The sequence below is a fragment of the Nitratidesulfovibrio vulgaris str. Hildenborough genome, from assembly GCF_000195755.1.
Lineage (GTDB): Bacteria > Desulfobacterota > Desulfovibrionia > Desulfovibrionales > Desulfovibrionaceae > Nitratidesulfovibrio > Nitratidesulfovibrio vulgaris.
The window spans coordinates 2,138,231-2,159,320 of sequence record NC_002937.3; the positions used below are offsets into that span (position 1 = coordinate 2,138,231).

Genomic DNA, 21,090 nt, shown 5'->3' on the forward strand with positions numbered 1-21,090 from the left:
CAGGCATGATCGAGAATCCGCAACTGCTTCAGATAAAGGCATCCGCCGGGTCGGGGAAGACATACACCCTCACCCGGCGGTTCCTCGAATTGCTAGGCACAGCCCAACAGGACGGTTCCACCGGCCCTGCCTGCACCCTCTCCGCCGATGGTCGGCATTGCTGGCCAGAGATACTTGCCGCCACCTTCACCAACCGCGCCGCCACGGAGATGAAGGAACGGGTGGTGCGGCGACTCAAGGAGATGGCACTGCGAACCGGCGAGTCGCCCGAAGCCCCGTGGACGCCAGCCCTTGCGGACCGATGGGTGGGGACGATACTGCGACAGTACGGTGCGCTGAACATACGTACCATCGACAGCCTTCTCACCCTGCTGGTGCGTCTCTCGGCCCTCGACCTGCGCCTGCCGCCCGACTTCGAACCGGCCTTCGCAGGCCCGGACTTCTTCGAACCGCTTCTCGACGATGTGCTGGAAACGGCCCGCCACGACGACCCCGCCCTGCGCGACATGCTTCGCCGTGCCTGCGAGACCCTCATCCACCATACGGACCATAAGGGCTTCGCCACCGGCGAGAAGCTGCGGGCACGGCTTCTTGAGCTTCTGGAATGGCATCTTTGCAACGGCGACCTGCCGACGACGGATGCAGACGCGGTACGCGCTCGCCTTGTCACGCTGCATGAACGGGCACGGCAGGGTGCGACGACCCTCACGCGCGTGACGGCCGACGAGAACCTCGCCGTGGCGGCGAACTTCCTGAAGTTCCTCGTCAAAGTCGAAGAATCGTCACCGTTCGCCAAAGTCCCCGAATCGGCCTATCTCCATAAGACGAACCTCGACGAGTGCCTCAACAAGGCTTCGCGCGGCAACGCCTCCGCACAAGCGGAGAGTGCCTTCTCGGCGTTCATGGCCGCCCTCGCCGCCTTCCGCACACGCGGAAGGCTTCTGCAACGCGCCCTCGCCATCATGCCCCTTGTGGGCATTGCCGAAACGCTGGCCCGCAGGCTGCCCGACTATCAACTGCGCGAGGGAAAGGTCCCCGCGCAATTGCTGCCCCAGATGGCACGCCGGGTGCTCGATGGCGAATACGGGGTCTCCGAGGCGTTCTGCCGCATGGGCACACGGCTGGCGCACATCCTCGTCGACGAATTCCAGGATACCAGCAAGGACCAGTGGGCAGCCATCCAGCCCCTTGCCGTCGAGTGCCTGTCGCGCGGGGGCAGTCTCACATGGGTAGGAGACGTCAAACAGGCCATCTACGGCTGGCGCGGTGGAGATTCCGCCCTGTTCGACGCCGTCCTGCGGGATGGCGAACTTCTGGCCATCGCCGGAGACGGCATCTCCGGCACACTGCCGCGCAACTGGCGCAGCCGCCCCGAAATCGTCCACTTCAACAACGACGTCTTCGCCCTTCTGGGCGACGAAGCCCACGCTACGGCTGTGCTGCGCGCCATGCTGCCGGAGGGCACCCCGCCCGACGTCTTCAGTGAAGCCGTCGATGAGCTTGCGCGGGCCTTCACCGGGGCCGCGCAGGAGACGCCCCCCCGTGGGGACGACGAGACACAAGAAGAAGGCTTCGTGCGCCTCACGCACGTCGCGGCATTCGACAGTGAAGAACTCGATGCCGAGGTCAAGACGGCCCTTCGGTCGCTCTTCATGGGCGACCTCGCCCTCCGCCGCCGCTGGCGCGACGTGGCTGTGCTGGTGCGTACCAACGGAGAGGCGGGCCGCGTCGCCACGTGGCTCATGGAGTGGGACATCCCCGTCGTCACCGAGAACAGCCTGCGACTGGCCGACCATCCGCTGATTTCGCAGACTGTGGCGCTTCTGGGCTTTCTCGACTACCCGCGTGACGACCTCGCCTTCTGGGAATTCGCCGCAGGGCCCGAACTCCTGGGCGATGCAGCGGGGCTTGACGCCCCCGCCATGGACGACTGGCTGGCAGAGGGCGGGCGCGGCCCGCTGTTCACACGCTTTCGTGACGCCTTTCCCGCCGTCTGGCGGCGCTGGATAGCCCCGTTCTACAGCCGTGCCGGACTCATGAGCGTGTATGACACGGTACGCGAAGTCTACACCCGCTTCCGGGTCTTCGACCGCTACCCGGAGGACGCCGGATTCCTCCGCCGTTTCCTCGAAGTCGTGCATGCCGCCGAAGGACAAGGCCTTGTCTCGCTTTCGACCTTTCTCGACTTCTGGAAACGCACCGGCGGGGACGAGAAGGTGCCCATGCCGGAAGGGATGGACGCCGTGCGCGTCATGACCATGCACAAGGCCAAGGGGCTGGAGTTTCCCGTGGTGGTCATCCCCTTCCACCATCAGGCGGACAGGGCCGACGACACTCCCGTCCGGATGGAAGTCGAAGGACTCGACCTGCTCGTGCCTCGCTGCCCGGAGATGGGAAAGCCCTACTACGAGGCCTTCGCAGCTTCGGTACGTGAGCAGCTGCACGTGCTCTATGTGGCATGGACGCGCCCCGTCGAAGAACTGCACGCCTTCATCACCGAAAGGAAGACAGGAAAGGGCAGGTCTGCCCTGCTTGAAGGGCTCAAGGTACTGCTCGGTCTTTGCGGCGTGCCCGAAACGTGGGGCACATGGGAACGGGGCACGATTCCGGCATCTGCCCTCGCCGACTCGGCGGCAGAGCCCGCGCCTGAACGGAGACCAGACCAGCCTGAATCGACGCCACATACCACGGCATCCCCGGCACGGGCTGATTCTGCCCCTGCGGACACCACCCCTGTCGTGCAGGAACCGGCAGTGCAAACGGTACCGCCCCCGCAACCTGCTGCGTCTGCCTGCGCTTCGGAGACCGCCCCGCAAGCCACAGGGCATGACACCCCGTCGCTCATGGTGGACGCTGCGGCATCCATCCCCGCCCCGGCATCGACACCGGATGACGACTGGCGCCCCATGCAATGGCTGCCCCGTCTGAAGATCTTCCGCAACCAGCTAGAAGAGTTCACCTTCACCGAACGCAGGCGCGGCATGCTCGTCCATGCGTGTCTTGAGGCGCTGCACCCCACAGGCGCCCCGCGAGAGGACGCCGCCCGCGCCGTGCGCCATGGCATAAGGGCCTTTCCGTTGCCCGTCCCCGATGAGGACGCCGTGGCGGCGGAATTGACCACCATGCTGGAATGGTATGCCGCGCAGCCTGAAACGGCGCACTGGCTACGCCACGGCACGCCAGAACAGGGCATCCTCGACGCTCAGGGCAGGCTGCACCGCACCGACCTCTTTGTCGATGACGGCAACGTGCGCGTCGTCGTCGAATACAAGACCGGAGCCCCTTCGCCCGACCACATCGAGCAGGTGCACCGCTATCTCTCGCTGCTTCTGGATGCCGACCCCCGCCCCGTCCACGGCGTACTCGTCTACCTCGACCGCCGCACAACGCAGCGCATCGACCCCGCCGAGTCCGGTGACACCAGCAACACCATCGCCCACCCCGCCGAGGCCCGCCGACCATGACCCGAGCAAAGAACAGAGGGCATTCCGCCCGGCAGCCCTTCCATATCGTCCCGTGGGACTGCGACTTTCTCGAGGCGGTACTGCAGCTTGCCCTTCGCCTCACTCGCAACCGCCCCGGCGACGCGGTGCTCGTCTTCCCGCACGGACGCCCCCGCCGCCACCTCATCGACAGACTCCGCAACGCCCCCGGTGTTCCCAAGCCCTGCCTGCTGCCGCAGATGTACACGGTGCAGGAGTTGTTCACCCGCATCCGGGCCGAACGCGAACAGCGCCCGCCCCAGACCGTGGGACTGCTGGACAGGGTGGGGCTGCTGCTCGAATGCGTGACCGACCTCGCCTCTCCGGGCACACCGCTGTGCGAGGCCCTCACAGCGGGCGGGCAACGCCACTTCTTTCCGTGGGGGGCACGCCTCTCGGCCCTTCTCGAAGACTGCTTCTCTCAGGGGCTGCGCCCCGACGACCTCACGCACATGGAAGGGCAGGTCGCCCCCTTCGCGGCATCATTGCTCGAGAACCTCGGGCGCATCCACGAACGCTACACCCTCGCCCTCATGGAACGGGGCTGGAGCACACCGGGCTTCGATGCCTTCCGTGCCGTGGACGGGCTCGAAGGAACCCCGTCATGTCTCGAAGGACGTACCGTCATCATCGCCGGATTCGCCGCGCTCAACGGTACCGAGGAACGACTGTTCGAGCATCTGTGGCGTCACTGCGGCGCCGACATATGCCTGCACACCGACGCAGCCGTGGCACGCATGGGGCAGGAACGCGTGCACTGGACGTGCGAGGATCATGTAAGGTGGCTCACCTCATGGCGGGCAGAAGCCGAACTCCTGCACGCCCCCCGGGCCTTCAAGCCCCGCGTCTCCTTCTGCGAAGGATACGACCTGCATTCGCAGCTGCACGAACTCGGAACGCTGCTCCAGAACACCGAAGACCTCTCGTCCACGGCGGTGGTGTTGCCCGATACCGGGCTGCTCATGCCCGTACTGCACCACCTGCCCACCAAGGCCGTCAATATCTCCATGGGCTACCCGCTGGTACGCTCCACCCTGTTCCGGCTTCTCGAAACGCTGATGCGCCTGCAGGAGACCCGCGGGTCCAACGGGCTGTACCACTGGCGCGAGTGCATCGACCTCATCCGGCACCCGTACCTCAAGATGCTCGAAGTCGAAGGCACCCGCCCGCTGCCGGAGGTCTTCCACATGGTGGAGGACAGGCTGAGGGGCGGCACACGCTTCGCCGACCTCGCAACCGTGATGGAAGAGGCGCTTGCCGAGACGGACGTGGCCCCCGGAACCCAGGACCTGTGCCGCACACTTCTCGACCTCTGCCTCTCCCGATGGGAGAGGGCCTCAACCCCCGCTGCCCTCGCCGAAGCGGTGGGCTTTCTGTGCGCCGTGCTGCTGGAACGGGGCGGTGACCTCTGGGAACGCTTTCCCATCGATGCCGAATGCCTGTTCCGGCTCATGCAGCGCGTCATTCCCGCCCTGCGCGAAAGCGAACTTGCCGCGACGGCGTTCCCGCAGGACGTGCTCTTCACCATCCTGCGCGAGACGGTACGCGCCGAAAGAGTGCCCTTCGAGGCCGACCCCATCGGTGGCCTTCAGGTACTGGGCATGCTCGAATCACGCCTGCTCACCTTCCGTCGTGTCATCGTGCTGGACGCCACCGACGACAGGCTGCCCGGTGCCCCCCCCAACGACCCGTTGCTCCCTGACAGCCTCCGGCCGCAGGTGGGGTTGCCCGATGCCCGCAGGCGCGAACGCATCACGGCGCACAACTTCCACCGGCTTCTGGCAGGGGCCGAAGAGGTGAACCTGCTGTGGCAGGCGGGTGTTGAACGTTCCGGCCTGCTGGACGACAAGAAGGCCCGCAGCCGCTTCGTGGAGGAGATGCTCTGGCACGAGGAACGTGCGGCAGGCAGGCTGTTCCGCCCCGGAGAGGGGCCCCTCGGCACAGTCACCTGCACCGTCCGGCCCTTCGAGAGCACACCACGGCATATCCTGAAGACCGACGCGGTGCGCGACGCCCTTGCACGGTTCTTCGAGCGTCCGGTCTCGCCTTCGCGCCTCGACGCCTATCTCACCTGTCCGTTCCGCTTCTACCATGAGCACCTGTGCCGCCTTGCGCCGCCCGACGAGGTCATCGAGGGAGAAGACCCCGCCGCCGTCGGCACTCTGCTGCACGAAGCCCTCAACCGTTTCTATGCCCCGTGGCGTGGCATAGAGGTCACGCGAGACAGACTCGACCCCGAGATGCTCGAACGCCACTTCCGACAAAGCCTGCATGAAAGCGGCCTTGCCGACAGGTTCCCGGCAGACGCCCTCGCCATGCTCGAAACGGCAGGGCCGGAACGGTTGCGCCGCTTTCTCGCCCGTCAACCCGACCGTACCGTGGTGCTGCACCTCGAAGAGGCGTTCACCGCCGACGTGGAGGTCGACGGCCGCACACGCCGCCTCGGGGGACGGCTGGACAGGGTGGACAGACGCGGCGAAGGGGCCGTGGTACTCGACTACAAGACCGGCAGCCTGCGCACCGTCCGCCCTGACGTGTGGGAAGACCACGGCCTGTGGGAACGTGTGCGGACATGGGAACCCGCCGCCGACAGGCCCCTGACCGGCCAAGATGAAGGGTCCCGCGAAGACCTGCTTGATGAACTGGCCCGCCGTATGCCCAGCGTACAGCTACCCTGCTACATCCACCTCTACGGACAGGCCACGGGTGAGGATGTGCACGACGCCGCATGGGTGGAATTGCGGGACAGCGGCGACGAACGTCCGCTCTTCGGCGACAGGTGCGACGATGCTGTCCGGGACGAGGCCATCAGCCGTCACATCCCCGACCTGATGCGCTTCCTGCTGCGGCATATGGAGTTGGCACCCGCCTTCGTGCCCCGCCACGGCAGACATTGCGACTGGTGCTCCTGTCGAAAACTGTGTAGGGTCTGACGCGAGGGATACAATGGGGCCGCCAACACCGACGGCACCCTTTCACGCACCGGCCCTAGGGGAAATAGGGGTCGGTCTTCTGGCATATCTGCCACACCGGAGGAATGAAGCATGCCGTTTCCTACCTTGCAAATCGGCGACCTCGTCGCCAGGGTTCCCATCATTCAGGGAGGCATGGGAGTGGGCATTTCGCTCTCCCGCCTCGCGTCCGCCGTCGCCAATGAGGGCGGTATCGGCGTCATCGCCGGAGCGATGATCGGCATGAAAGAGCCCGACGTCGCCAAGAATCCCATAGAAGCCAACCTGCGCGCACTGCGCCGCGAAATCGAAAAAGCCCACGAAGCCACCAAGGGCATCGTGGGCGTCAACATCATGGTCGCGCTCACCACCTTCTCTGAGATGGTGCGCACCTCCATCGAAAGCCGTGCCGACATCATCTTCTCCGGAGCAGGACTGCCGCTCGACCTGCCCAGACATCTGCACGATGCTTGCGAACAGAAGAAGGAAGAGTTCCGCACCAAGCTGGTGCCCATCGTCTCTTCTGCACGAGCCGCATCGGTCATCGCCAAGAAGTGGCTCAGCCGCTTCGACTATCTGCCCGATGCCTTCGTGGTCGAAGGGCCCAAGGCTGGCGGACATCTCGGCTTCAAGCCCGAAGAGATCGACGACCCCGGTCATTCGCTGGAGCATGTCGTACCCGAGGTCATCGAAGCCGTGAAGCCCTTCGAAGACGCCAAGGGACGTGCCGTGCCCGTCATCGCTGCCGGAGGCGTGTATTCCGGTGACGACATCCGTCGCTTCATCGAGATGGGCGCAGCAGGCGTGCAGATGGGCACACGTTTCGTCGCCACCCACGAGTGCGACGCTGACGAACGCTTCAAGCAGGCGTATGTCGCGGCGCGCGAAGAGGATGTGACCATCATCAAGAGCCCGGTGGGCATGCCCGGTCGCGCCATCGGCAACGGTTTCATCGAAGCCATGCGCGAAGGTGCCAAGAAGCCGTTCAAGTGCGTCTTCAAGTGCATCAGCACCTGCGAACAGGAGCAGACGCCCTACTGCATCGCCGCTGCGCTGATCAACGCCATGAAGGGTAATCTGGAAAAGGGCTTCGCCTTCTCCGGTTCCAACGTCTTCCGCATCGACTCCATCCTCTCCGTGCGCGACCTCATCGGGTCGCTGCAACGCGAGTTCGAAGAGGCTGTGGCACGCAGAATGGTGCTGCAAGGTTCGTAAGACCCGACATGTCCGGCCCTGTGGCTGGTCATTCCGAGAACATGAAGGCCGGGGAGACCCGGCCTTTTGCATTCATCAAACCACAAGGGCTTATCGGTGAAACGACGCGAGGCAGGCGCGGCCCGCCATTCAGCTGCCACAGCGACTGCGGTACGGAAACGAGTCTGCCGGCACATCCACGAATCATACATCTGGGGCTGGAGACCGAAACCAGCAGGGGCGATGCCCGGACTTCCACAGGTTTGATGGCGAACAGGGCGAACAGGGCGAACAGGGCGAACTCTTCAGCCAGCGTACGAGGGATGACTGAAACCTATCCGTGGCTCTTTTTCCGGGCACGGGAACGGGATGGCTGTCGCCTCTCGGAGTCTTCCCGGGAAGAAGCAGACGACGTAGGGCCTGACAGGGGCTCAGATGCGAGAATCGGCACAGACTCAGGCTTAGGCGCCGCATATTGCGACACACCGAGTGAAGCACGAGGGTGCGCCTTGTCGTAGACTTCGATGAGGTGCGCCAGCGTCAGGTGGGTATAGCGTTGTGTGGTCGCCAGCCGGGCGTGCCCGAGCAACTCCTGCACACTTCTGAGGTCGGCCCCCGCTTCAAGCAGATGGGTCGCGAACGAATGGCGCAGACCATGCGGCGAGACGCTCTGGGGAAGTCCTGCCCTGCGGCACAGCGCGTCGATGATGCGCGTAGCCTGACGTCTGTCGAGTCGGTCACCACGAGCCCCCACGAAGAGCGCCCGTTCCCCTTCGGACGCCAGATGATGCCGGAAATGCAGCCATTCACGCAACGCGTCCACGCTGGTGTCGCTCAGCGGCGACATACGCTCTTTCGAACCCTTGCCCAGCACCCGCACAACTCCGGCGGAAGGGTCGGCGTCAAGGACATCCAGCCCCAGCGCCTCCGAGATACGCAGCCCGGACCCGTACAGCAACTCGGCCAGCGCGAGGTCTCGACGCCGGATGGCCTCCGCATGGAGGGTGTCGCCGGACATGGACTCCACGGCAGTGGAAAGGGGCTTGCGAGACGTGCTCCCGGCAGGAAGGGTGGGGACTGCGGCTGCGCCCGCATCGGCCCCGGCACCAGATACGGTACCTCGCGGGGCATCATGATGCCCGGACACAAGACTCCCGCTGCCATGCCCGCAGACCGCGTCATCGACGGTATTGCCCATACTCTTACGGGTGGCCACGCCCGCGTCACAATCGCCGTCCGGGGCACCTGTCGCGGGGCCATGCCCCGTATCAAGCAGGGCGAACACCTGATCGACATTCAGCGTACGTGGCTGCCGCTTCTCTTGCCGGGGATTATGGACAGCGGCCACCGGGTCGGCAGTCACACGGCGCAGACGCAGCATATAACGAAAGAAGGCACGCAATGCTGAAAGCTTGCGAGCAACGGAGCTCCGCGCGGTACGAAGCCGATGCAGTTCGGCGAGGTACCGTTGCACATGGCGCCGGGTGACGTCCTCTGGCGCGTCAAGCCCGAAGCCCTCTGCCGTGAGCACCCCGTGAAACTGCATGAGGTCGGTTCCGTAGGCCGTCACCGTCGCCGGGGAATAGCCCTTTTCAAGCTCGACATGGGCGAGAAACAGTTCAAGGGTCTCGGGTACGGCAGCATCGCCGCCGGTTGCCGAGTCACCGTCAGACTGCGAAAACGACGCACCGCCTCGTCCGCGTGCCGCGCTGCGGGGCCCACGGGCTGTTGCGCGTCCCCTGTCCGTCAGTTTAGCCATGCGCACCGCCGTGGCGATTGCCGCCTCCGTCGACCCCATCGACCTCATCGCCCATCCCGTCACTGTCGTCGTACATGTCGCGTTGTGCGGGTATGGTCGGCGGCACACCTTTCGCCGTGCCGTCAGCGGATGGGGCGTCGCCATAGCAACGCCTGTCGAGAGCATAGCTGCTGCCGGGCATGGCTTTGGCCTTCTTCTTCATCTGACCGGCACGATGCGAGGCTTCGCCCGCATGCTGCAGGCAGCCTTCATGATTGAACACCACGGCGATGGAGATGGCCATGAGAGGGAAGGTGCGCACGTCGCCCTGCCTATCCGTGGAGACGATACAACCTCGTGCGCGGTCGTCATTATCGTAGAAGCTGGGGACGATGGCGTCGAAGCGTGACACGATGGTGCGGCAGGCGGACTCCATCAACGCCGCGGGCAGCATGAAGACGAAGTCGTCACCGCCCACATGCCCCACAAACGAAGAACTGCCCGATGCCACGGCACGGACGGTGTTGACGATGATACGCGCCGTCATCATCAGCGCCTCGTCGCCGCGCGAAAAGCCGTACTTGTCGTTGAACGCCTTGAAGTTGTCCAAATCGGCGTAGCCGAGGCCGAAGTCTTCGCCCCTGTCGATGCGCGTCTGGATGTCGAGCAGGATGGACGTGTTGCCCGGAAGATGCGTGAGCGGATTGGCGTCGAGCGTTCGCGTGGCGCGCAACATGGCCAATTCCAGCCGGGCCCGCAGTTCCACCACGGTGGCAGGCAGCAGCACGAAGTCGTCGGCCTCGGTGGTCGCCCAGTCCATGCCGCCATGCAATGTCGCCTCATCCATGCACAGCACCGCGCATATCTGACGGTACACGTTCTCGCTCTTGAGAATGCGCAGCACGGCATCCCCCGGCAGGTCGGCAAGACGCATGTCCACGACCAGCAGGTCGGGAGGGGTGACGAACATGATGTCCAGCGCGGCACGCCCCGAACGCAGCACCTGCCAATGCATGACATCCTCGGGCCACAGGGAGGTCACGGTCTCGACGAAGGCTTCATCCGACGAAAGGAGCATCCCTTCGCGGGGCGGGCGGGACTGGTGCGGCACACCTGAAGCGTTCATGGCGTCCATCAGGCGAAACCGAGGCCGGAGACCTCGACGAACTTGCCATCGAGACCGTCGAGGACCGTCTCAAGGACCTTCTGCCCCATTCCAAGATGCTTGAGCGCATGGGGGTCGAGAAGTGGCACGTTGTCGTCGCCACCGGAACCGAATTCATACAGTCGCACGAGAAAATCACCGATATGGACGACACACGCCATGGTGCGGAAGTTGGGTGCGCCCATGGGCCTGTGGTGCCACGCCATGCCCTCGCGCAAGGCGGCAGGCAGGTTCCAGCGTTCGCCAACCCATGCGTTGATACGGTCATGGGCGAACCCGAGTACCCGTTTCTCAGCCTCGCGGTAGGTGATGTCCTCTGCCGAGACGAGCGCGTCGAGTTCCTTGCGGGCGTCCGGCAACTGTACCGCTGTCACGACCTTGCCAAGGTCGTGCAGAAGGCCCGCAACGGCATATTCTTCGGGGTCCTTGAGTGCGAGGGTGCGCGCCAGTTCACCGCAGGCGAGCGAACAGCCCACGCTGTGGTCCCACAGCCCTGTCATGGCGCGGCTCATGTCGTCGAAGACCGCCGTGGAGACGATGAGCCCGCGCACCACGTTGTAGCCGAGCAGTACCAGCGCATGCTGCACCGAACCGATGCGCCCCGGAAAACCGTAGATGGGCGAGTTCACCATCTTCAGCACCTTGGCGGAGAGCACCTGATCATAGGCGATGACCTTGGCAATCTGTTCCGTGGACGAACCGGGGTCCTCCACAAGGCGCGTCACCTCATCAAGTACGGCAGGAAGCGTAGGAAGACTCTGGGCAGCGAGGATGCGCCCCCGGTATTCCGTCCGCAACGAATCATCGACCATGCGATGCCTCCCACCCCCGGGACGAACGCGTTACAGAACCTGCTTTCATGGCGTCACATCCCCTGCCCGGCGGTCTCTCGGGCCTTGGACGAGAAACGGCGCATCAGGAACTGATGCATGGTCGCCATGAACCTGTCTTCGCCATGCTTGCGGAAAAGGTGCTCAAGCCGTCCGGCAATGCGCGCGAAATCGACACCGGAGCCATCATCCACGGGCACGGGGTTGCCCTCCACATATATCTCGGCCACCCCGGCGGTGGCAAACCGTTCAAGCATGATGTCGGTGAGTTCTACGCCCTCGCCCACCAAGGGGACACCGTCGGGGCGTTGTACAGGGCGGGCCAGACGCATGCCCGGCGCGGCCTGCTCAAGAGTCAGTTTCTGCATGGTGCCTCCGTCATGGGGACTACATACTCGCGTAGCGCATCCCCGGCAACCGCCGCACAACACCCTGCACTTCCAGCAGAAGCAGAGTTCCGCTGACGTCGCCCGGCGCCATGGCAAGAGCGCGGCACAGGTCGTCTACATGGGCCTCTCCCATGTCACGCAGAAGAGCAAGCAAACGACTTTCCGGGTCGCCATGCTCCTTGGGCATGTCAGGGTTTACGGCGTGCACTCCGCGCGCAGTGGCACGAAGGGAGGCGCTGGACACCGCGGTCGCCCCCTCCTCGCCGGATATGACGGGGGCCGACGCGACAGGGGGGCAAGCATCAGACGGTGCGGTCTGCCCCAAGGGCGCGAAAGGGAATCGCGACGGGCTTGCCGTTGCGCAAGATTGACCGCCGCAAGCAGCTTCAGCAACGGGCGGGCCGTTCCTTTGCGTGGCGATGCACGCCGGGGGTATTCCCTGCCCCCCACGCCCGTCACGCACGGGAGGTACGTGACGTCTATCGTGCAAGGACGGTCGATGCGTCTCTTCGGGACTCTCGAGTTTGGCGCGCTCGTCTTCGGCATACGTGTCTTGTCTGCGCTTGTCGTCGCGCCACGTGTCGTCTCCGGGCACATCATGACGGGCGAGGTGCTGGCGCAGCCTGTCCATCAGGCGCCCCACCCCGGCGTCCTGTTTCGCACGTCCGATGCCACCGGGCGGCCCATCCACGGGCACGGCAGCGCCATTTCCTGCGGCATCTCCGTCCAGAGTGTGGCCGCCCCACATGGCTGCGTCCTGCGCTTCCGTATCCGGCATGTCTGCGCCCGACGCTCCTATGCTCACAGTATGCGAGTCCGACGCATGTGGGCCCGACGCATCTGGGCCCGGCCCACCCCTGTGCCCCGGTGCGCCCCCCTCCTCTCCGGCACCAGACGGCACGACCTTCGCCCTCACGGGGGCACGTCCACCGGACAACGGAACGTCCGTGGAAATGCTGTCATCGCCCCGAGGGGCAGCGGGCGGCACACCCCCCGCAGCCTCCGCCCGGGCACGCAGTGCTCCAAGCAATTGTGGTGCGAGGTCGACGAGGATGTCTTCCGCCGAACCCACGGCATGCGCCCCTTCTTCGAGCAGGTCATGACACCCTCGCGACGTCTGGGCCGAAACGGGGCCGGGCATGGCGTACACCTCACGGCCCTGTTCCAGTGCGAGACGGGCCGTGATGAGGCTGCCACTGCGTGTCGCGGCCTCGACCACCAGCACGCCCAGTGAGAGACCGCTGATGACACGGTTGCGGATGGGGAAGTGGCGTGGTTCGGGGCGCGCGCCAGGGGCGAACTCGGTCACGAGCAGCCCTTCAGATGCCATGCGTTCGAAGAGGTCTTCGTTATCATAGGGATAACGGATGTCTATCCCCGTACCGAGCACACCGACAGTACCACCGACGCCCTGCAACCCGGCAAGATGCGCTTCACGGTCGATACCGCGCGCCATGCCGGAGACGATGGTCACACCTGCACAGGCAAGGTCGCGGGCGAGTTGCGCCGCCATGCGCATCCCCTGCCGGGAACACAACCGCGACCCGACCACCCCCAGCGCCGGATTGTCCAGCAATGCCACATCCCCCGTGCAGTAGAGCAAAGCGGGAGCATCGGGGAGAGAGCGCAACCTCTCGGGATAACGTGGGTCGTTCCATAGCAGGATGCCACAGTCGCAGGCGTGCAATGCGTCCCACTCGGCCTTGGCAGTCGCCCGCCAGCGCCCGGAGGCGAGGGCAAGTGCAGCCTGCTGCCGCACGCCGCTACCGGCAAGATGCGGGGCACGCTGCACGGCCGCGAATGCCGACCCGAAATGCCGGATGAGCCGGATGTGTGAACGCGCACCTAGACCTTCAGTGTGCCGCAATGCGAGAACGGCCCACAATTCTGCTCTTGCGGCCTCGTCGAGTTCATCGAAACGGGGGGGACGCTTCTGACATCTGCCGTCAGCTACCGGGTCGGCACAACCGGGGTCGGCACCTCGTGTCATCGTCTTTTTCAGGGCAGCATACCCCGCTTGCGTGCCAGCACCGCAGCAGGCGTAGCCGGATACTGTTCCTGCAAGGCCTTGAACTGAAGCCGGGCGTTCTCCTCGTCATTGAGACGCTGGTAGGCCATGCCTGCCTTGAGGAGAGAGTCGGAGGCCTTCTGGTGCTTGGGGTAGGAAGCGACGACGTCCTTGAAATCGATGATGGCATCGGCGTAACGGCGCTGCGCATAGAGTGCCTCACCACGCCAGTAGTGGGCATTGGGTTGCAACGCATCGGAAGGATAGGCTTCGATGAAGGCGTCGAAACGCTGGCGCGCCTCTTCGGGTCTTCCCCTCTCAAGCAGCGCGAGGGCTTCCTTGTAGGCGGCGGATGCCCCACCGGCAGCCGTTGCCACCGGTTTGGCGGCAGGCCTGGTGGCGGATACGGCACGTGCGACGGGCTTGGTCGACGAGGCCTTCGAAGAAGGTCTGGAAGTGGCAGGGTACACCTTGCGTCCGCCCATGGTGCCTGCGGCTTCGCGTTCAGAAACGACAGTGGCGCGACCTTCCGCTTCGAGGCGTCCGACACGTTCACGCAGGTCGTCCACAGTGGCGTCGGTGGCTGATGTGCGTTCATCCAGCGAGGTCACTTGCGCGTCACGAACGGCGACGGAACGTTCCAGCGCCGCGGTACGTTCCTCAAGCCCCCGCAGGCGTACATCCGTGGCACTCTGCCCTGCGCACCCTGCACAGGCGCAGACGAGCAACAGCCCCAACGCCCCAACATACCTTCCCTGCGTCATGTGTGACCTCCCGACGTACTGGTGTCCTGCGTGCCTATACTCAATAGGTGACGGTGCGTTTTTTTTCAAGCACGCATGGCGGTTATGCAACCAGCTACAGCAGGATACCGGACGTCCCCCATCGGCGGGCACCGCATAGCGCACCACCGCGCCATGGCAACCTCACCGGGCAGGACATGGCACAGCCAGACGCCAGACAGCGCCCGCCCCTCGCCGACACGAAAGCGGACACTTGCGCAAAACCCGCCATAAGAGGCCAGAGACCGCCCCCCTCCACGGGTTGCGCCACAACGGGTTTTGGGGCACAAGACCCCTGCACGACATCGACCAGACCCTCATCCGGAGGCCCCATGCATTCCCTTCTTCCCGACGCGACAACATGGGCGCTCGCCCTCTCCGGCGGCCTGCTGCTGACGCTGATGGCGGCGGCAACCGGGCTGCCTTTCATGGCCCTCGCAGGACAGACGCTCGCCACCGCAAGACGCCGTGTCTTCTATGACAAATGCGCCCGCCAGCTTGCCATGCTGGTGGCTGTCCTCTCCCCCCTGTCCCTGCTCCTGACCGGCATTTCGGTACTGCGGGCCGTGCAGATGGAACCGGACATGCTCGCCGGGCCCTACCGCATGCCCGTCGTGGCCTTGCTGGCACTGCATGCCGGCACCACACTCTGCGCCGTACTCTACTTCGTCACATGGAAAGGTCTCGCTTCGCGCCTTCCGCTGCTGCACAGGCTCTTCGGCCTTTCCGCTGGCATCGGCGGTGCCAAGACCCTCTTCGTGGCACTTGCCATCGTCCGTGCGCTCTTCGTCGCGGGGCACCCTCTGCCTGCCACCGGTTCCGCCCTCGAGGTGATGCTCGCCCTGCTTCTTCCCGCCGGGAACGCCCTGCTGTGGCCAGCCTTCGGCCTCGCTCTCTGTGCCGCAGCCGCGTTCGGCGGCGTATATGGCACCCAATGGCTGGTGCTGCGCCGCCAGCAGGACGACTTCGGTCGCGACCACTACAACTTCACGCTCCCATGGTGCGCCGCATGGGGCATGTACGGCACTGTGGTCATGCTGGCTCCCCTCGGCTATGTGCTGTGGCGCGCCCTCTCGCAGGTCAGCCCCACGTTCGGCGTGCTGCCCCCGCTCGTGCCCTTCGCCTTGTGCATCATCGCCCCGCTGCTATGCCTGACATGCTCCATGGCAGTCACCCGCAGCGCCACACCCATGCGACTCAAGCCCGCCATCACCGTCGCCGTACTCGCGGCCATTGCCGGTACGGCAGGTGTGCTCTCGACATTGCTGTCGCTCTCCCGCATCGGCTGACACCTTCCCCTCGACACGAAAAAGGGCCACCTTCGGGTGGCCCTTCTCTTTTGCGATGCAGCCCTGCAAGGGCGTCATATGGCCTTGGAAGTGGCCATCATGTAGATTTCGTGCGGGTCGAGGATGAGTATCACGCTACCGTCGCCCATGATGGTGGCACCGGAGATGCCTTTCAGGTCGCCCAGATAGGCTCCGAGGGGCTTGATGACGATCTCCTGCCGTTCAAGCAGCCTGTCCACCACGAGGCCCAGGCGTCTGTCGTTGTCGTGGATGACCACGACCGACAGCACGTCCTGCGCGTCACTCCTTGGCAGGGCAAGCAACTCGGAGAGGTCGACGATGCCAAGCACCTCGCCACGCAAGGTGACCGCCTTGCGGCCCTTCACATCGGTGAGGCGCCGCGCCTCTATCTTGGTGGTCTCCGAGACGGCATCGAGCGGGATGGCATACATCTGCCCGGCGACATTGACCATGAGTGCGTCGATGATGGCAAGGGTGAGGGGCAGGGAGAGCGTGAACCGAGTCCCTTTGCCCACCTCTGAATGGATGCTGACGCTGCCCTTGAGGTTCTTGATGTTGGTACGCACCACGTCCATGCCGACGCCGCGTCCGGAGATGTCGGTAATCTTCTCAGCCGACGAGAAACCGGGAGCGAAGATGAGTTCCATCGCCTCGCGGTCGTCCATGGCCTTGGCTTCTTCAGGCGTGACGATGCCTTTGCGGACAGCCACTTCGCGCATCTTTTCAGGGTCGATGCCCTTGCCGTCGTCCTCGATTTCGATGGCGACCGAGTTGCCCTTGTGGAATGCGCGCAAGGTGACGACGCCCTTCGGCTTCTTGCCCTTGGCGATACGTTCCTCTTCGGGTTCGACGCCATGGTCCACCGAGTTACGGATGAGGTGCACCAGCGGGTCGCCGATGACTTCTACGACGCTCTTGTCGAGTTCAGTCTCCTCGCCTTCAAGGACGAGGTCGACCTCCTTGCCGCTCTTGCGGGAAAGGTCGCGTACAAGGCGCGGGAAGCGGGAGAACACCGAAGAGACAGGCACCATGCGGACCTTCATGATGGTGTCCTGAAGATCGTCGGATATGCGCGCCATGGCATACGTCGTCTCGGAGAGGTTCTGTGCCACCTCCGCCACATTGACCGACGCACCACCCTCTTCAAGGTGCCGCGCAAGCATGGAATAGCGGTTGCGGTTGATGATGAGCTCTCCGATGAGATTCATCAGGTGGTCGAGCTTCTCGTGGTCGACGCGAATGGTGGAAGACGCCTTGCTGCCACCTGCGGGCGGGCCGCCTGCAGGAGCGGCTGCCGGGGCCGACGCCGCTGCGGGGGCCGGGGCGGCGGGACGGGGCGGAGTCGCTACGGCCTTGGCAGGCGCGGCAGATGACGCAGCAGCCGCTTTGGGCGGAGTTGTCGCCGCCGCTACGGGCTTCGCTTCTGTCCCGGATGTGGCAGGGGCTGCGGGTTTTGCCGATGCGGCGGCCGCAGCCTGCCCGGCAGGAGCCGAAGCGGCGGCCTGAGCACCAGAAGATGCCGCGCTCTGGAATGCCGGCGCAGCCGGGACGGGCTCCGGCTTCTGGGCCGGTTTTTCCGATGAAGGTGCCCCCTGCGCGACGCTGCCGCTCTCGGGAGCCGATGCAGAAGTCGTCGCTGCCGAAGACGGTGTACCGACTGTAGCCGCAGCAGGGGCCTCGCCCTGCTCGGATTCGGCGTCTCCACCGTTGAGGCAGTCCTCCATGCGGGCTATCTCTTTGCCGAGCATATCGCCGATGATCGAGGTCTCCTGCCGGAGCAGGTCGACCATCAGCCCGAAATCAAGATCCGCATTGCGCGCCTGATCGACGAGTCCGGCTGTCCGTTCCGCATAGAGGCGAACATCCTCGGCCCCCATGTAGGCGCACGAGTTCTGCACGGTGACCAGAAAACGGTAGAGCGCGTCGACATATTCCTTCTGGCTGGCATCACGTGCCAGTTCATCCAGACCGACCCGGATATTGTCCATCTGCTGGGCGACGGTCGCCTTGAAGACATCGAGGTCTTCAGCATCGTAGGTCGCCGAGGGGTCGCAGGCCGCTGCCTTCTGCTGCTCGCCCTTGGCGGGGGCGGCGGACTCATCGGCTGAATCGGCACCACCCTGCATGCTGCCTTCAGTGGTGGCGGTGCTTTCAGCCGCTGGTTGTGATGCGGCCTGCTTCGCCATCCCCACAATACCCACGGGCAGGCGGGCCTCGCCGCCAGCCACGGCCTGCTGAAGCGGTTCGAGCACTTCGGAGATATCGAATCCGTGCACCATGCCCGATGCCGTCTCGATGCGATTCACGAGCGCGTCGATGACATCGACCACGAACAGGAGCAGGTCGACGAGTTCTGCCGAAGACTGCATCTCGCCGCGCCGGATGTTGTTCAGGAGCGTCTCTGCCTCATGGGTGAGGCCGTTCAGCTCGCGGAAGCCGATGATGCCGCTGTTTCCCTTGAGGTTATGGAAAAAGCGGAACAGGTCGTTGACGCGGTCATCCTTCTCGTCGGGGTGCCGTTCGAGTTCGAGAAGCCCGGTACCGAGTTGCTCCGTCATCTCGCGGGCTTCATCGATGAAGTCCTTGAGATGCGCCTCACCGAAGGCAGTGAGGGCATACGACTCCGTGTCGGGCAGGGCGGCAATCCATGCCGCGATACTCTCACCTTCGGTCATTCCCGACTCGTTTCCGCTGTCTCCGGAAGCGACGGGTACGGCGGCATCCTGCACGGACGGCCCCTGCACGTTGTCGCCGACGCCTCCCGCTGCATCCGACGCCGACATACCGTCTGAAGGCTCATCGACAGTCGTGGCGACGATGCCGTCAGGCTCGACCGCCGCTTCATCGGCAGCCGGAGTGACCGCCGCCACCGGCTCGACAGGAGCAACAGGTGAAGCGGGGGCTGCGGGGGCAGCAGGGACCGCGCCGCCACCGGCCATGATGGCATCAATGGTGGTGATGAGCGACTCGATGGCAACGTCGCCTTCCTGCCCGGAGCTTTCGAGGTTGTCGATCATCTGGCGCAAGGCGTCTGTCACGGCAAGGATGACGTCCATGATCTCGGATGTGACGACCATGGCACCCTTGCGGAGTTCATCGAGGATGTTCTCCGCCCTGTGGGCCAGCTGATTCATGCGGTTGAGGCCCAGAAAGCCCGATGCCCCCTTGAGCGAGTGCATCGGCCTGAAGATCTCGTTCAGCAGCGCGAGGTTGTCAGGAGCCTTCTCGAGTTCGAGCAGGTTCGGCTCGATGGTTTCGAGATGCTCTTTGGCTTCGACGATGAAATCGGCGAATATTTCCGGATCCATATATTCCTGAGTCATATCCTCACCTCTGCTCTCCGTGGAACCCCGAAACCGGCAGGGAAGCTACGCCGCATATCTGGCCTGCGCAAGTGCCCTGCATCGTTCCTTATCGGCTAGCCGAGCAACATCTTTATGTTCTTGACCATCTTTTCAGGTTGAGCGGGCTTGACCATGTAGAGGTTGGCCCCGAGGCTCATGCCCATCTGGATGTCCTTCTCCTGCCCTTCGGTGGAGAGTACCACGATGGGAAGGTTACGATAGGTATCCTGCTCACGCACGGTCTTGATGAACGTGAAGCCGTCCATGCGGGGCATGTTGACGTCGGAGATGATGAGGTCGACGCCCTCGGACGAATAGAGCTTTTCGAGACCGTCAAGTCCGTCTTCCGCCGTGGTCACCTTGAAGCCTTCCTTCTTCATGATGAAGGCGACGAGGTTACGGACGGTCTTCGAATCGTCGACGATGAGTATATGCTTGCTCATGTGTGCCTCCTAGCGTTTCAGGACGCTTTCCACGATACGATCGACTGAGATGATGCCCACCAGCCGTTCACCGGCCTTGAGCAGCCCGGACACGAAGTCGACATTGATACCGAGATGCGATTCCACAGCCCAGTCTATGTCATTTTGCGACACCCTGTACATGGTGTGTACGCGTTCTATCATCAGTCCCACCTGCAACCCGTGCCTGCGGCAGACCACGATGAACCTGTCATCGTCGGCCCCGGTGGCCTGCACTTCGAGCAGGTCGCGCAAACGTACCAGCGGAGTGACCCGCCCGCGCAGGTTGATGATTCCGGCAAGATACGCAGGGGCGGCAGGCAACCTCGTAGGCGTCTGGAACCTGATGACCTCCTGGACGGCGACGCTGGGAACGGTGTATTCCTGCTCCCCCAGAAAGAAGGCCACCATCTGCAGTTCCGCCTCCTGGCGGATGATGACATCCAGCGGTGGTTCGCCGTCGGTCGCCGTCTCTACGGCGGCACCTGCGTCGATACCGATACGCTTGAGGATGTCGCCCTCCTCCACGCCGAGGTACTTCTGCATGAACGCCCTCTCCGCCGCGGAAAAACCCTCGCCGCGACCGGTGGCCCCCAGTTCGAAGTCCTGCTGCTGGAAATATTCCTCCGGTGATTTCACCATAATGCCGTCACTTCATCGGCCAGTTGCTCGTAGCCTTTAGCGCCACGGCTGGCCGGGTCGATGTCATATATGACGCGCCCTTGCGCGCTTGCTTCACGAAACCGCGTGTCCACACCGATGACCGAGGCGAACATGCGAGGCCCCAGCTTCCGTCCCAGCAATTCCAGCACCCGCGTGCAGGCCTTGGCGCGCCGGTCGTACATGGTAGCCAGCGCCATGTAGCGCACGGGCTGCGGCAAGACCTTGTTGAGCACCCGTATGGTATCGAACAGCAACTTCAGGCCATGCAGGGCGAGAAAGTCCGTCTGAATGGGGATGACCAGCAAGTCTGCGGCAACCAGCGCATTCACCAGCAGAATGCCCACATGCGGCGGACAGTCGAGCAGGATGTAGTCGTAACGGTCGCGGACGAGCGATACGGCATCCTGCAGGATGGCCCCCTTGCCCTTGCGGTTCTTGAGGTCGACCTCCAGTTCCGAAAGCCTGATGCTGGCGGCGACGACATCCCAGTCCTGCCCTTCGTTGCGGCGGACGATACGCTTCCAGAGTTCGCCATACGCAGCGGGTTCCGCCATGAACAGGTCGTGAACCGTGGCGTCCAGTTCCTCCGGATAGAAGCGCAGGTGCACCGACGCACAGGCATGCGGGTCGAGGTCGATGATGAGCACACGCAACCCCTTGCGCGCCAGGGCCGCGCCAAGGCTCAGCGTGGTGGTCGTCTTGCCGACGCCGCCCTTCTGGTTGGCTATGGCGATGACCTTTGCACCCATCAGCAGACACTCTCCTCCGGCACA

General features: G+C 64.3%; 14 protein-coding genes. 4 read left to right on the forward strand and 10 right to left on the reverse strand.

Features of this window, described 5'->3' with window-relative positions; all coding sequences use genetic code 11:
* Positions 1-5: 5 nt before the first annotated feature.
* The 3 genes from DVU_RS09715 (at position 6) to DVU_RS09725 (ending at position 7,648) form a co-directional block, all read left to right on the forward strand.
* A complete protein-coding gene (locus DVU_RS09715) occupies positions 6-3,464 on the forward strand; it encodes a UvrD-helicase domain-containing protein (protein ID WP_010939340.1) in 3,459 nt (1,152 codons plus the stop codon).
* On the forward strand, positions 3,461-6,415 hold the full coding sequence (locus tag DVU_RS09720) for a PD-(D/E)XK nuclease family protein (protein ID WP_010939341.1): 2,955 nt from the start codon (positions 3,461-3,463) through the stop codon (positions 6,413-6,415). Before DVU_RS09715 ends, DVU_RS09720 begins: the two co-directional genes overlap by 4 nt.
* 111 nt (positions 6,416-6,526) lie before the next feature.
* The gene (locus DVU_RS09725; protein ID WP_010939342.1) at positions 6,527-7,648 is read left to right on the forward strand and encodes an NAD(P)H-dependent flavin oxidoreductase; all 1,122 of its coding nucleotides are present in this window, start codon (positions 6,527-6,529) and stop codon (positions 7,646-7,648) included.
* A 313-nt stretch (positions 7,649-7,961) separates the two neighbouring features.
* Here DVU_RS09725 and DVU_RS09730 read toward each other — a convergent pair whose 3' ends face one another.
* From DVU_RS09730 to ybgF, 6 genes are read right to left on the reverse strand one after another with little or no spacing between them, the layout of a single operon-like run.
* Positions 7,962-9,386 (reverse strand): tyrosine recombinase XerC, encoded by a 1,425-nt coding sequence (locus tag DVU_RS09730; RefSeq protein ID WP_010939344.1) that lies wholly within the window; start codon positions 9,384-9,386, stop codon positions 7,962-7,964.
* Entirely contained in the window at positions 9,379-10,500 is a 1,122-nt protein-coding gene (locus DVU_RS09735) for a GGDEF domain-containing protein (protein ID WP_010939345.1), read from the reverse strand. Before DVU_RS09735 ends, DVU_RS09730 begins: the two co-directional genes overlap by 8 nt.
* On the reverse strand, positions 10,500-11,342 hold the full coding sequence (locus DVU_RS09740; RefSeq protein ID WP_010939346.1) for an HDOD domain-containing protein: 843 nt from the start codon (positions 11,340-11,342) through the stop codon (positions 10,500-10,502). Before DVU_RS09740 ends, DVU_RS09735 begins: the two co-directional genes overlap by 1 nt.
* A 53-nt stretch (positions 11,343-11,395) precedes the next feature.
* Positions 11,396-11,728 (reverse strand): hypothetical protein, encoded by a 333-nt coding sequence (locus DVU_RS09745; protein ID WP_010940661.1) that lies wholly within the window; start codon positions 11,726-11,728, stop codon positions 11,396-11,398.
* A 19-nt stretch (positions 11,729-11,747) separates the two neighbouring features.
* On the reverse strand, positions 11,748-13,739 hold the full coding sequence (dprA, locus tag DVU_RS09750; RefSeq protein WP_010939347.1) for a DNA-processing protein DprA: 1,992 nt from the start codon (positions 13,737-13,739) through the stop codon (positions 11,748-11,750).
* Positions 13,740-13,747: 8 nt separating this feature from the next.
* Positions 13,748-14,521 (reverse strand): tol-pal system protein YbgF, encoded by a 774-nt coding sequence (gene ybgF, locus DVU_RS09755; protein ID WP_010939348.1) that lies wholly within the window; start codon positions 14,519-14,521, stop codon positions 13,748-13,750.
* A gap of 350 nt (positions 14,522-14,871) precedes the next feature.
* Here ybgF and DVU_RS09760 point away from each other — a divergent pair, with 350 nt between their 5' ends.
* Entirely contained in the window at positions 14,872-15,828 is a 957-nt protein-coding gene (locus DVU_RS09760; protein WP_010939349.1) for a hypothetical protein, read from the forward strand.
* A gap of 74 nt (positions 15,829-15,902) precedes the next feature.
* Here the strand turns inward: DVU_RS09760 and DVU_RS09765 are convergent, their stop codons facing one another.
* The 4 genes from DVU_RS09765 to DVU_RS09780 form a co-directional block, all read right to left on the reverse strand.
* A complete protein-coding gene (locus tag DVU_RS09765) occupies positions 15,903-19,172 on the reverse strand; it encodes a chemotaxis protein CheA (protein ID WP_010939350.1) in 3,270 nt (1,089 codons plus the stop codon).
* Between the two features lie 95 nt (positions 19,173-19,267).
* Positions 19,268-19,636 carry a response regulator gene (locus DVU_RS09770; RefSeq protein WP_010939351.1) on the reverse strand — a complete coding sequence of 123 codons (369 nt, stop codon included), beginning with the start codon at positions 19,634-19,636 and terminating at the stop codon, positions 19,268-19,270.
* Between the two features lie 9 nt (positions 19,637-19,645).
* A complete protein-coding gene (locus DVU_RS09775) occupies positions 19,646-20,296 on the reverse strand; it encodes a chemotaxis protein CheW (protein WP_010939352.1) in 651 nt (216 codons plus the stop codon).
* On the reverse strand, positions 20,290-21,066 hold the full coding sequence (locus tag DVU_RS09780) for a ParA family protein (protein ID WP_010939353.1): 777 nt from the start codon (positions 21,064-21,066) through the stop codon (positions 20,290-20,292). Before DVU_RS09780 ends, DVU_RS09775 begins: the two co-directional genes overlap by 7 nt.
* Between the last annotated feature and the right edge of the window lie 24 nt (positions 21,067-21,090).